Source organism: Paramagnetospirillum caucaseum, from assembly GCF_000342045.1.
Taxonomy (GTDB): domain Bacteria; phylum Pseudomonadota; class Alphaproteobacteria; order Rhodospirillales; family Magnetospirillaceae; genus Phaeospirillum; species Phaeospirillum caucaseum.
On sequence record NZ_AONQ01000060.1, the window covers coordinates 14147 to 27527 of the forward strand.

The window sequence follows — 13381 nt, forward strand, 5'->3', positions numbered from 1 at the left end:
ATAATATATATTCGCCTTTCGTTACGTTGAAATCTGACCATTTTTACAAATCCCCAATTTCCTGGACCACCCATCTTAGAAATCATCCATGAAGGCGATGCTGATGCTCACTTCAACCCGCTGTACTTCAATGCCATCTTCGGCATTTCGCAGAATGAGATGGTAGCAGCCCTTCTTGTCATAGCCGCGTTTCTGGAGCGACAGCCAGACAGACTTCTTCCAGCTATCCAGGTTGTCCTGGGTGCTGTCGAAGGTGACCCGTTCGATGTTGGTGATGGCCTGCCCATCCTCATAGACGGCGATGTCCAGTGTCGCGGGCTTAACCCTGTCGGTTGCCTTCTCGGTCTGCATCAGTTCGAACCGATAGCGGTTGGTGGTGATCTTCGGACTCTGGGTCATGACCATCACGCCGACGTTCTTCACCGAGGTTTTGGATTTGGCATCTCCCTTGATCTGCCGAACTCGGATGAGGGGAACCGTGATCTCTTGCAGCATGGCACCGCCATGTACGAAGCGAGAGCCGCCGACAAAGTGGAACCGGTTGTTGCCCTTCGGCACCCAGAATTCCATGTCGCCATCGGCACCGGCAGTGATCGCGGTTGAACCATGATATGCCTTGGTTGAATCGGGCAAGTTCCGGCCAAGGAGATAGCGTTTCTTCGCGGTCAATGCCCCCGCTGGTTTGTCGGTAAGGGCATTCTTGTCCGATGCATCGAGTGCCGTTTCCTGGAACAGGAACCCGTGGTCGGCGGTCACGTAGATGTAGGTGCCGTTGAGATTATTCATGATCATGCGGATCAGATCGGAAAGTTCGGTCAGAGCCTGCCGCACCGCTTCGAAGGTCTTGCCCTCGGTTGAACCGCTGTCGCCGATGGCATCGATGGTGTTGTGGTAGACGTAGACGACCTCATAGGGCTTCACGAATTCTCGACCGGCATCCTTCTTCATGTCCTTCAGGTCATCGGCTTTGACCGCAACGCCCTTCTTCGGGGCGAGGATGTTCGAACGATTCCCCGCTGCCGAGGACTGACCATCCACCAGCACATCACCCTTGTCGGAATAGCTGATTTTGGAATGGGGCAGCAGGGCGGCCATCCCCAATGCGGTATAGGACGGCAATACCCCAAGCATGGGCTGAATTTCGGCCTGAATACGATAGGTGCCGTTCAGGACATCGACCAGTTCCTTGGCGGCTTCGTATCGCAGAGCATCGCTTATGATGACGAAAACCCGACGATCCGATTCCATCAAAGCGGCTTCGACCTTGTGGAAGAACCATGGTTGGGGGGTGACGCCTTCAACCCGCCATTCCTTCAGAAGCTCATCCTCGACGAACTTGCCCCATTTCAGGCTGACATTGGTCAGGAACCAGTTGGTATAGCAATCTTCAACCCCGTCACGCAGGGATTTTAGGATTTCCCATCCCTGTGCAGTGGCCGCGTCGGCTGCTTCGATGAAATGGCGATACAGGCGGTCGAACTGGTGGAGGGTGGTGGCATAGCCGTCAAACATCGCCTGTGCAGAATTGTAGTCGAACCCGGTCGAGAACTCCCCCCGCAGCCCGAACAGGTCAGCGGCGGCGATTAGGGCGTCATAGACGGCATGAAGGGCTTCACGGGTGGCACCGATAGCTCCACGGTTTCTATCCGCCCAGTAGCCATTCTGGCGGTGTTTCGCGATGGCCTTCACAGCTTCGGCATTGATCGTGGCCGTGGTCGCAGTCACCCTGTCCCGCAGGGAAACAGCGATGAACTTCTCGATGACCAGGAAGGTCTTGTTGTCGAGCAACGGCTCGATCTGCATTCCCGGAAGAAGGCTGTCGATCTTCAGGGCATCGCCGACCATCTTGGACAGCCGGTCATAACTGTCACTGCGTGAATTGCTGTCCCGCCACTGGGAAAGGCAGACCGATGCACTGGATAGGAACAACCTGGGCAGCATCAGGTGTGCCAAGGCAGCCGGAAGTTCCGCCGTGATTGAATGGGCAAAATCGCTGACCATTAGGCGGATCAGCAGATTCTTCAGTGTCGGAGAATTCTCGGAATATCCAAATTGCCCCTGCACCATGGACCAGAAGGATTCCAATAGGTCGTACTTTTCAATCTCGTCCCAGGCAGGGGGCAAGGCATCAAGGTCCGAGTCGGGAATGGCGTGGTAAAGGGCGGTGAGAATGCCGAGAAATTCCGGCTGATCGACCTTGGTCACCACCGCCAGCATCTTGCGGTCCAGATCACGAATCGAATCTGTCGGCTGAACCAGCTTCTTCAACCGGGTCAGGCGGTCCTTGCTGCCGAGAAATTTGGCACGGGCCTGGATGTGTGAATGCAGGGATTGTTCTTGCAGGCCCAGTTCACCAAGGATGATCGAAGCCCGGTCAGCCCGGAAGGTCCGGCTATAGAGGCGGATATCCAGGAGCCAATCTTCGGACGGCAGCGGTACATGGGTCGCCGAATAGACCAGGAATCGGTTATGGGCCTGTTCCCGTTCCATCCGAATCTTGGCTTCAAGCCCTGGCATCTGATCGGCACGCAGGAGGGTCACCCCGTCGAGATCGAGAGATGCGAGTGATTCCTCGAACTCCCGGTCAGGGTCGTTCCAAAACACGATGCGATTGCCGTCACCGTACAGCGACAGCAACGCTTCGCTGATCTGATCCTCATTCATCCGATCCGCCCGTTATGGCCTTCGTCTCGGCAAGCAGGTTGCCGAATTTCCCATAGTTCACCTTCACACCGTCATCGAGATCAAGCTTGATCCGCATGTCGGCATAGTGACGCAGTTCCTCATCGAACTTGACCAGTTCGGCCTGCTGCTTTTTCAGCTTCTCCTGCTCCTTCCTCAGCTTGTTTTGGGCGGCGGTGCTGGCGGCGGCATCAATGTCGCGACCAAGCTGATCAATCTTTGATGCGATTCGCCCCTGGAGGGGGGTGACGTATTCCATCCGCATCCGCGACAGGGTGCCTTCGTTGTACCGGTGCAGGTAGACCAACGCCTCGAAAGCTTTTTCCTTGCCGCTGCTGAACAGCCAGTAGATTGGACGCTTCTTGTAGGTCTTCAGGTGATCCTTGAAGAAATCCGTGCTGAGGTAGCGGCGGATGGTGTCAATGGGCAGTTCGCCACTCTTGCCCCCCAGACTATCGGCAACGAATTTCAGGTTCTCGGCCAGCGTCTCGGGCGACCATGCGACCTTGATGAACTCGACAACGCGGTTGGTGGCATCGTCATCGAACCAATCGGTCTGCATGATCGGCACGATTCCGTCGTCGTCGGCGGGGAAGGCGGTGTAGCGGCTGGGATCGAATCCGACATTCCCGCTATTGGCGTAAATCAGTCCTGGTTCATCCAGGCTGTAGCGACCCATCATGCCGCCAATGGCATATGAAATAAGCTTCTTAACCTCTTGCCCATCAGATATTTGATCAATTGTCGTTCGCGGAGCCACGATAGTTAGGCATGAACTATCAATACCAAAGGCATTAATTACCAACTTATCATTTTCGTCTTCCAGTGCGGCAATTTCTGCACTCAACTCTTCTCTCTTTGATCGGAAGAAACCTATTTGTTCGCAACAAAGAGATCCGCCATAAATTGGTGAACTAATGAATCCTCTAGATATTTCATTTGCATCCCACTCCTCTCCCATAATTTTAATCAATCGCGAGACTACGCCATCCAATTTTGATGTTATCTCGGCGGCTGGATATGGCAATTCACCTACTACACCCGGCGGAAAATTCAGCGTTGGGTTCATTGCGTTCAAAAAGACATAGGCTGGTGTTGAGTTTAGTACGCCCAAAATCGCCCGCAAATGAGATTCGCTTGGGAAGCATGCACACCCAGCGGTATCAAACAGGGCACCGCCAAATGATATTCTTGCCGATATAGCCGACGAAGATATAGATCCCCAGCTAATATTTGGGCGGAATATATATTCCAGATTAAAGTTTGTTGCCGCAATTCTGTCGTCGATCTTATGTTTAGTTGTCTGCAACTCGCGACCATCATCGTACCAATTGACAACATCAATTTCATTGCCAGACCAGCGGCGAAATCCTCCACCCTTTAAATATGGGAACCACTTTTTTCCAGATTCCTTTGCTTCACGCCTCGATAAAACAAGGCCAATTTCCCCAATAGACACTTCAAACCAATATCTAATATATCGCGATGTATCTGCCGTAACCATGCCCTTACGTGTTTCAGCAAAATCTTTTATTTTTGGAAATAGTGAAAAGCAGTCTCGAACACCTTTCTCAAGCCAATACGCGATTGGTGTTCCCGGTATATCTGCGAAGTCATTTGAATCAGAGAAAAATTTCCATGCACATCCATTGGAATTTATTGCCTCAAGAAGTTTCAGTGGCTGTAGGCTTTCTCCATAAAAACTTCCAAGATCAATATATGTCCCGTTTATGCTTTGGCTTTCGCCAATACGCCTCAATGCGAGCGTGCATATTGGCACAAAAGCCGAATCAAAGAATGCATGGTATTCCGGCCTGACGAGAGATGTTATTGAGTTGGCTTTAAGAACGAATTCTCGAAATTCTTTATATGACGATATGAACATCCATGTAATTGGCGTCATGAACGCGGAGTGCCCACCACCAGATATAAACTCTGAAGAACGAAAAATAAATGAGGCATATAGGTCTTGATGAAAACCAGATAGCTTTCTTTTTATGTATTGCTTCAATGTTGCATTTAAGTATCCACCTCCAATATACGGTGGATTTGCGGCAACACAATCATATGATGAAGCAAGCAGCTTTGCTTGTTTAACTATATTAACAAAATGTTCTGAAACATGACGCTGAATGCCGAATTCAATTAGCGTTCCACCTCCTTTGCGTGCCTCTTCTGATAGCACACATATTTCAGGTATGCGTAAGGTGATGTGGCTTGGCATCATCGTCAGAGACCCAAGAGCCTTTCCATCCTGAAATAATTCGATCAAATCTTGAATGACTACGCCCAGCGTGCCGCCAGCACGCCTTGCCATGGTTGGCTGCGGCAGGGTGCCTGGGAGCAGGTCGTAGGTCGGCACCAACTCGAAACGCTCGTCAGGCACCAGGACGCGACAGATTTCCTTGGCGTCTAATCCCTTGCTGTCTTGGATCGCCATCACATTCATGCTGATCGAACGGTCGAAGACCCGACGATCATCCGCCCGTGCCTTCATCAGCAACGCGAATGCCGCCATCTGTGCGGCACGATCATCGATATCCAAGCCGAACAGATTCTTCTCAAGGATCAGACGCGGCACATCCCGCAGCACATAGCCGCGTTCAAGGTAGATTTCTTTGAACAGGTCGTAGGCTTCCACCAGGATATGACCCGACCCGCAGGCGGGATCGAGGAAGGTGATTTCCTCGGGGTTCAATTCCTTTGGCGTGATCGCGGCGAGTTTCGCCTTCACCTCATCGGTCTGTTCGGCTGGCTCGATGTAGAATTCCATTTTCGCCCTGATGCCCGACTGCGGATAGGTCGCCAGCCACTTGGCACCGAGTGTGTTCTGGACCATGTATTTCACGATCCAATTGGGCGTGAAAAGCTGAGTTGCGGCAGGAATATCCTCGGACTTCACTACCTTGCCGATGACTTGATCCTTCTTCTCCGAGATGTAGAACTGGTAGAGCCACCCGATGATCTCGATTTCCTGCCAATCCGCTTCCTCTATCTCGTTGACCATCTGGCGAATGACGGAATCCGAGTGCAGCAGGTTGTCTGGCAACAGAAGTTCGGTTTCGTCGTCAATTCGCTCGAACAGGAAGGGCATGGCGGCATTCAGTGCATTGCACTGTGCCATCAGCAGCATTCGATAGAGATCCCCCTCTTTGGTCCCATCGAGCTTCAACTCGATGACCTTTTCCTTGTCCAAACCCGGCAGATCAAGGTGCTGGGCATGTTCGACGATTTCCGGCGTTGCCTTGCCTTCAGGATGGCTCAGAACTCTGTAGCCATGGTCGAGGTAGCCGTGGACCTCCATATAGCGGATGGCGGCAAAGCGGTTGAACCACGTGTAGGCGGCTTCCTCCATCACCTGCTCGAACCCACGGTTTTTGACCCGTGACTCAAGCTTTGACCGCTGATCGGCTACCTTTCTGGGATGGGCCTGCCCTGCAATCAGGGCGACATTCCCCTGCACCTGTACGGGTTCAATCGCGTCCTTGCTGATGCCGAACTTGATGGCTCGGGCGGCCACAGCCGCGATGAAGTCACGACGAGCTTTGGGGGCATAGGTCTTCAGCTTATTGCGGTTCATGGCAAGCTCGTCCGATCAGCGAATTTCAATGGGTTCTTCAGCGGCCAGGGCAGATTCAAGTTCCTTCCGCAGTTTTCCGAGGAACGCATCCACATCGGCCTGGGTCTTCAGGTAACCAGATTTCATTTCGGCAGGCCGTACCACTCGCGGCTTCTTGAAGACCGGCGTTGGAGGTTCTGCTTTGGTCTTTGTGGGTTCTTCCCCACCTGCCCCAGGAGTAACCGGCGGTGGCGTTTTGGCGGCTGGTTTGGGCGGCACATAGGCTTCAATTTCGCCCAGTGCGTCATCCTTGGCATCGACGGCTTCAGCGACCGCCTGATGGATGTGGGCGATGCTGGCCTGCTTCTCGGTTGTTTGCCTCAGTTTTTGAAGCCCACTCAAGCACTTGTTCCTGAGTTCAGGCGGTGCCGCGATATGGTCGAGGGCTTCCTTCACCTCGGAGACGTGCTGATCGATCTTTTCCAAGGCGTGGCTGCGACGCTTGACCACCAGGGCATCATTGATGGCCGTGACCTTGCTGACCAAGCCGCTGATGTCCTTGATCAACGGATAGGGGGCGGCATGGCCCAATATGGTTTCCATCTGCTGCAAGGCCGCCGCCGCATCGGGGTTGTGGTCGAGTTCCTTCCGGTTGACGACGAACTCGGCGTACTTCCTACCCAGCAATTCCCAGGTTGGCTGCTGGGTGCCGTAGAAGGTGTCGAGATCACTCACGTCGTCGGATAGATTTTGAAACTCCGCCTTCAAGGTGACGAATTTCTGAATGAAACCGTAGCTGTCCTTCTCCGCCAGGATGAGCCTCAGAAGCTTCAGACCGGCGTCGATGGCATCCTTGCCCGGATATTTGCCGGTTTCGGCCAATTTCAGATAACCGCTGAGATTCGCCTGCCACTTTTCACATTGTTCCCGCAGGAAGTCATAGAGTGCGTCTTCGCCGTCCGGTCCCATCTTGGAAAAGACGGATTTTCCGAGATTCCGGGCTTGTTGGAGCAGGGCGGCATCAACCGTCTGCCGCTTGATCACGATGATGCTTCGCCACTTGTTGGGCGTCTTCACCTGTTCAAAAATCTTGTCTCGGGTCAGCAATGCCCCTTCCATGGACATGCTGAGTTCACCGGCCACGACCAGCCGAGCAACCAGCAGTACCACTTCCCATTCCGGCCAGCCGTAGGGCCGTTTGCCAAACCGGCCTTCTATCAGGTCGTGCAGGATGACCTTCTGGTTGATGCTGTCCTTTAAGCGGACAAACTCCAGCACTTCCTTGAGGGCGGGGGCATTGCCATCTTCACCATCGAGCTTCAGCTTCTGATCGGCGGTATCCGGTGCATTCAGGACGGCTTTAATCTCGGTCTGCGGGTCTGGGCAGATGTGCTTCAGGTATCCCAACTTGGTGAAGGTGTTTTTTATCAGGTAGTCGAGGGACTGCCGGATTGCTCCATCACCGGAACCGCCCTTCACCGTCACCTTGTTGCCTGCGGCAAAGACCTCGGCATTCTTCATCAATTCGCCAATATGGACGGTCAAATTGTCCTGACGTTGCCGGTTCTCAGCGGCACGATCTTGAAGAATTCGAACCGTACTGGCAGGAAGGCCGCCATCGTTGGTGCGTGAAATGAACTTCTCGGTCTGAAGGAAGGTCCGCAACTCCCGGCCCAATTTGCGATCATCGGGTAGCTTGATGACCACCTGCCCACCGTCTTCGGTGGATTTCATCAGGCAGCGGGCTTCATTCCAATCTGGGTAATCCTCCGACAACGGCGTAATTACCTGCACCGCCAGATCGCCATCCCCCTTGGTACCAAAGGGGTGTTGATCGCAGAACCGGTTGAACGGGAAATCCTTCTTGGTGTCCTCGAACCGGTGCTTCTTATAACCGCCAAGGACACCATCAAAAATCATCTCACCAAGGGCTTTGACCTCTTCACCACCATGAAGGTCTATGCCCTTGATGCCGCGACCGATCTCCTTCTCCTCGTCAGTCAGGAAGAAGAATTCATCGCCGTTACGACGCACGAGGGTCTGGCCTTCCAACCGCTGAAGGCTGGCCTCCATCTGAATCTTGATCGCCAGCCGGTCAGCGTCGATCTGATCGATGAACAAGGTGACGAGATTTTCGACCGTCCCTTTGATCTCCTCCACGTACCGGATGAGGAACAGCGTTCGCAGAACCAGATTGTCGAACGGCTCCAGCGAAGCGTTATCACCAGCCTGATCAATGGTCGCCTTTACGGCGGTGTCGAGGAAGCTTTCAATGGACGGGTAGAAGCGGTGCAGTGGGACCAGCACCCCGACCTTTTCCGATGCCATGTCCTTTGCTGCGGTTTGGAACGCATCGAGCATTGAGCGTTCACCACGGGCAAGGTGTAGACCTGTGGCACCAACACGGCGGATAGCCTCGAATATCTTCTGAACCAGTTGGAACTGGTAGGGTGCGAACGGGTAGACCTTGGCGAAATGGTCGTCGTTGGCAAACGGCTTGAACGTCATTCCGACGTTGGTGAAGCTCAGTTGGTTTTTGAGGATGTCCGCCTTATCCTTGTAAACCGAGACAAGGGCATCCCTGGCGGCTGGGGTCTTTTCCAGCAATCGAGCCTGAATTACCTCATGAACATCGGCACTGGAAAGCGAAAGCCGGGTTTTGAAACGCCCCTGAATTTTCGAAAAGTCGTTGCTCTTCGCGGAACGCATTTCACCAAGAACGGCGTCAATATCCTCCTGCGAGGTCACCACGACCCATGCCCGTCCACCGCAGATGGTACCGAGGTTTTCCGTGATGGTCTGAAGCCGCAGCATCATGTGGGTGTCTTGCCCAATGAACTGGCCGATCTCATCCACCAGGAACACGATGCGGTGCTTTGGCCCCTTGGAATCGAGATATTGCTTCACCCAACCGGCAAAGTTGTCGGGGGAAAGATTGAACACCGCCTCGGGGTTATCGAGCCACTTTTCAAAGGCATCCTCGGATTGCCCTAAAACCCGAGCCAGGGCGGTCTTGATGCTGTCCGAATTGAGGTGAAAGGCATCGCGTTCGGAGACCCAATCGCAGTCGGAAATCTCCCGGTATGCCGCTTTGAATTCACCAAACTTCCCCTTTGCATCCAGGCGACGTTCAAGGTCGGCGATATGGGGATGATCTGGGCTAAATCCGAGCCGTTCGTTGAACACATTGGTGAACACGGTCAGGATCGAATCATCCTTGCTGGTATCCGCCTTGGAATCGATGTTGAACAGGATGACATCGGTGTCGGCGTTGACCGCACGCTTGATGTCAGCAGCCAACATGGCGTCCTGAATTTTCCCATCGAAGAATTCAACGGCACGGCGGGATTCACCGCCCATGCTGACCATTTTGTTCTCCAGCAGGTAGGACAGCACCTTGATGAAGTGCGACTTACCGGAACCAAAGAACCCAGAAACCCAGACACCAACCTTCCCGGCCAGTTCCGGGTCACCAGGGGCGTCGATGGATTTCAGATATGAATTGAAGAACCCATGCAGATGCTTGTCGAGTTCGCGGGTGATCACGTACTCATCGAGTTCCTGCCACTTCGATGCATCATCGGTTTGGTCGGCCTTGATGACGCCATTGATGGGGCGGTCGATCTTCTTCTCGAAGAGTTCACGGATCAGCATATTCCCCCCCCCATTAAGGCACCAATTTGAATGCCCGGTAGTAGTTGTCGTCCTTCAGCTTCCCGAACAGCCGAAGGATTTGTCCGTCGTAAATTCCTGGGAAAAACATCACGAGTGGCTTGTCCCGCATCACATGGTGCAGGTTGTTCAGCAGGCTATGCGTGCGAAGCAGCGGGTACACGGTGCCAATGCCGGATACCAGCACGAGATCATGATTGGGCAGATCGCACGCAGCTTCAAAAACAGGTGCGAGCTTGCTGCCGTGAAGCGGTTCCTTCAATGCCTTCACCAAGAAGGCATCACCCTTCTTGCGGGTCTGCTCGATAGCCTTGTCGAGCAACTTGCGGTCACCAAGGTGCCCAAGAACCATATCAAAGAGGTTGATGTGCTTCACCCGCAGCCCAGGACGCTTTTTGGGTAGCTGCTCCAGCAGGAATCCAATGTGTTCTCTGACCGTAAGCTCGTCCTCGGCAGGGTAATCGAAAATGTAAAAGCCGATTTCATTTCCAAGCCCACGACCGCTCAGCAGGTCATCGGATATCAACCGATCCAGAACCTTGTTTAAGCGGTCGTCGAGAATGCTCATATGGACACCTGGATGCAGCGGATAACGTACTGCTCGTTATTCTCGCGAAGATAGCTCATCACCTCGCCCGAAATCCGAACTGATTTCAACCGATAGGTTTTGGAATCGGTGATGTATCCAACCTCCACCAAGATGCGATAGACGCAATCAGCCAGTTTGTTGGCGGTACTGTCCTGCCACACAGGCATCAGCGGATCACGGTTTCGGCACTGCTCCAGATATTGATCCCACATCTTCCTTGGCAGGTCGGGGCGGAACATGCGGAACTGGTCCCGCACCACCAGATCAAGGAAGTCGCCCAGAAGTGTGGAATGCTTGATCGCAGCGGCAAACACCGCCTGGATTGCAACCTGGGTCGAGCCATCCCGTACCATTTGCCAGAGTTCTGGCCCCATGGTTTCAAGCCGATTCCGCATCAGCGACGACTGCCGCTTTGCAGTTCCGGGGCTGCGACGTTGAAGGACGTTCTCGACTTCAATGGCATGACGCCACTGATCTTCGGTGACGCCATCGAGAAGCAAGCCCGCAATGATCCGACTTTCCGGCAGTTTGAGCGATCCGCCGCCGATATCTGCCTTGTATCGAGGATCAGCCATTGCCGCCCCGCCGTCGAATCGCAATCTCGCTTTTCAATTGCCTCCCCCCAACAGTCAGCTTGAAGTCAGCAGACTATCCATAGGCGGAGCAGTGAGCAACCTGGAGTCAGACCGGAATCAGAAATGAAACCGGCATGGGTGACCGAAGCTGTCACGAGAGCATGGCTGGCGATCAGATTGAACGTCAAGGGCAGCCCCTGAAGTCCGCTTTTCGGACATTCACTCGCCGCCGCTGAACCGAGAATTCAAGATTTTTGAAACCGTGACATTCGGGCCGCACACTTCCATACGCTGCGGGAAACAATGCCAGGACAGGAGTGTTCCCCTTAAGTTCTAAAAAGACCGGCCAATTGATTCCTATTCCGTACGAAACCGAAAATCAGCCAGATTTAAATATCTTGTGGATTTTACCCTGAATACAACCCTGATGATATATTTCTATAAGAATGTTTGTGAACAATCTTGGTAAATTATGGCATTGACTAACAGCACATTGCGGCCGTAGTACGCAAAAACAACACGGCGAAACCTCCATATGCACGGAGAACTTTGCCGTTGAATTTATGCGTCACTGGAGAACGCTGCGATGAATATTAAACGTGGACGCTTCGATCAGATCGAAACTGTCGATTCGAAGCCAGCAACCAGCATCCTGGATCACTTTAAGGCCGCTCTCCCCGAGCGGTTCGTAAAGTTTGACAATGCATGTCGCGGGGATGCTCTGAACCACGATCTGTACGGGGTTGATCCCGAACAGGATGTGGCTGTGGTCCAGGTCCGGCACAGCTTCCGCCGTTACCGCAATGGCTTTCTCAACCAGCACAAAACCTACGTTCTCTGCGGGTTCAACGAATTAACCAAACAGCCTTTCCGGCACCCGGTTGGAGCCGCTGCTGTTCGGGCTTCAATCCGCCGCGATCCGACCGATCCAGCAGCACCTGTTCGGGCTGCCCAGCGGTGGATGTGGGAGGTGACGGAACGCCAGTTGGCGAGCGGCATTCGGCAGGGCGATGTGCTGCTGGTTCCAGAACGCGGTCAGCCCAAGGTCGCTAAGGAAATCGGGCCTCAACATACTGTCGGCCAAAGCCATGAAATCCGGGCCGCCAGGGTCGTGGTCACCATTGATGGGCGGGTCTGGGCCTACTCACCAAGCGTTTGGCACGGCAAGAACCAGCATGACCCGATCTTTGCCGACCATGAGGGCTGGCACTCGGTTCGGGTCGCCCGAGAGGAAATGGCCTGGAACTTCAGCGTCAGATTAGGTGATTGAGGGCTGGGAGGTCACAGAAATGGACAAGATCATCAAACTGCTGGCCGTAGCCCTCGACTCCGCTGCAACCGACCCTGAACGGTTGACCGCAATGGGGAGGATCGCCACGGACCTCAAGGCCAAAGGAATCCACGCAAGCCAATTGTCGATCAGGACGGATGACTTCGAGATCGGTGGTGTCTCCGTGAACTGGGAAAAGGAGGCCAAGGAATCGTGGGAGGAGATTACTCGCCTGCGGCGGGAGATTTCCAAACTCAAGGCTGCCCATAAACGGGCGGCCAAACCTAACGACCGCCGGGGCTGGTCCTCGACGGTCAAGGCCAACGTGGTGACTGACAAGGACGGATACGTGGTTGGGTCTTGGTCGTGACCCTATGCCGACAGGCAGACGATCACTGGGTGATGTAGCTCACCGTAGAGCGGTGACGAAAGTCGCAGGCGATGGGTCGTTCCCATCCATCACTCCCGATGGCGGCGTTGAACAGACGAGGCATGAAGCCCGTCGAAATCCGAATCAATCATGAAGCGGAACACGCCTTCGAAAGAAGGAAATGATGAAATCGAGAAGCAAAAGTACAACTAACTATCAGAATGCACCGGAAGCAGCGGCTATCGATGATCCGGCGAACACCCCGACAGCACTATTCTACGACATTGTGCTTTCGTCGGACAATGCGACGCTCTTCATGCCGAATGACAGCGTAGAATTCTCAGACGATGCCACTGAGCTTTACCTGCGGGAGTATTACGCTATCTTCGGCAGCGTACCGCAGATTTGGCACACCGTATTTTCCAGGTTGATCCCGCTTAAGATCGCAAGCTGGGGCTACCTGAAGGCAGGAACGCACCTGATCCCTATTCCGTTCGTGCCAGACCCTGAGACGGTGGAGCGGTGCGACAATGGGGTTTCCACCACCATGACCCCGAGCCAGTACGGCATCTTTGTTTCAGCCGTGGTTTTCAGCCAGTTGGCCGTTGCCCTCCAGCATGACCCGAACTTTCTGGCCCTCAGCTTCATCAATGGTCTGGATATC

General features: G+C 53.8%; 8 protein-coding genes. 3 read left to right on the forward strand and 5 right to left on the reverse strand.

Features of this window, described 5'->3' with window-relative positions:
• Positions 1-75 precede the first annotated feature (75 nt).
• From pglZ to H261_RS17625, 5 genes are read right to left on the reverse strand one after another with little or no spacing between them, the layout of a single operon-like run.
• The gene (gene pglZ, locus H261_RS17605; RefSeq protein ID WP_008620169.1) at positions 76-2664 is read right to left on the reverse strand and encodes a BREX-1 system phosphatase PglZ type A; all 2589 of its coding nucleotides are present in this window, start codon (positions 2662-2664) and stop codon (positions 76-78) included.
• On the reverse strand, positions 2657-6262 hold the full coding sequence (pglX, locus tag H261_RS17610; protein WP_040476803.1) for a BREX-1 system adenine-specific DNA-methyltransferase PglX: 3606 nt from the start codon (positions 6260-6262) through the stop codon (positions 2657-2659). The genes pglZ and pglX overlap by 8 nt, the downstream gene beginning before the upstream one ends.
• Before the next feature lie 15 nt (positions 6263-6277).
• Positions 6278-9895 carry a BREX system P-loop protein BrxC gene (gene brxC / locus H261_RS17615; protein ID WP_008620174.1) on the reverse strand — a complete coding sequence of 1206 codons (3618 nt, stop codon included), beginning with the start codon at positions 9893-9895 and terminating at the stop codon, positions 6278-6280.
• 13 nt (positions 9896-9908) lie between these two features.
• The gene (locus tag H261_RS17620; RefSeq protein ID WP_008620176.1) at positions 9909-10481 is read right to left on the reverse strand and encodes a DUF1788 domain-containing protein; all 573 of its coding nucleotides are present in this window, start codon (positions 10479-10481) and stop codon (positions 9909-9911) included.
• Positions 10478-11101: a DUF1819 family protein gene (locus H261_RS17625; RefSeq protein WP_008620177.1), complete on the reverse strand. Its 624-nt coding sequence runs from the start codon at positions 11099-11101 to the stop codon at positions 10478-10480. Before H261_RS17625 ends, H261_RS17620 begins: the two co-directional genes overlap by 4 nt.
• A gap of 562 nt (positions 11102-11663) precedes the next feature.
• Here H261_RS17625 and H261_RS26165 point away from each other — a divergent pair.
• The 3 genes from H261_RS26165 to H261_RS17645 all read left to right on the forward strand — a co-directional run.
• On the forward strand, positions 11664-12347 hold the full coding sequence (locus tag H261_RS26165; protein ID WP_235062972.1) for a hypothetical protein: 684 nt from the start codon (positions 11664-11666) through the stop codon (positions 12345-12347).
• A 19-nt stretch (positions 12348-12366) separates the two neighbouring features.
• Positions 12367-12717, forward strand: coding sequence for a hypothetical protein (locus tag H261_RS17640; protein WP_040476806.1), 351 nt, complete (start codon positions 12367-12369; stop codon positions 12715-12717).
• Positions 12718-12898: 181 nt separating this feature from the next.
• Positions 12899-13381, forward strand: a 483-nt coding sequence (locus tag H261_RS17645; protein ID WP_008620186.1) for a hypothetical protein, incomplete at its 3' end; no start/stop codon positions are given.

What these genes read in the sequence shown, in the direction of transcription:
- pglZ (WP_008620169.1), bottom strand. Translation starts at nt 2,664, where the DNA reads ATGAATGAGGATCAGATCAGCGAAGCGTTGCTGTCGCTGTACGGTGAC.
- pglX (WP_040476803.1), bottom strand. Translation starts at nt 6,262, where the DNA reads ATGAACCGCAATAAGCTGAAGACCTATGCCCCCAAAGCTCGTCGTGAC.
- brxC (WP_008620174.1), bottom strand. Translation starts at nt 9,895, where the DNA reads ATGCTGATCCGTGAACTCTTCGAGAAGAAGATCGACCGCCCCATCAAT.
- H261_RS17620 (WP_008620176.1), bottom strand. Translation starts at nt 10,481, where the DNA reads ATGAGCATTCTCGACGACCGCTTAAACAAGGTTCTGGATCGGTTGATA.
- H261_RS26165 (WP_235062972.1), top strand. Translation starts at nt 11,664, where the DNA reads ATGAATATTAAACGTGGACGCTTCGATCAGATCGAAACTGTCGATTCG.
- H261_RS17640 (WP_040476806.1), top strand. Translation starts at nt 12,367, where the DNA reads ATGGACAAGATCATCAAACTGCTGGCCGTAGCCCTCGACTCCGCTGCA.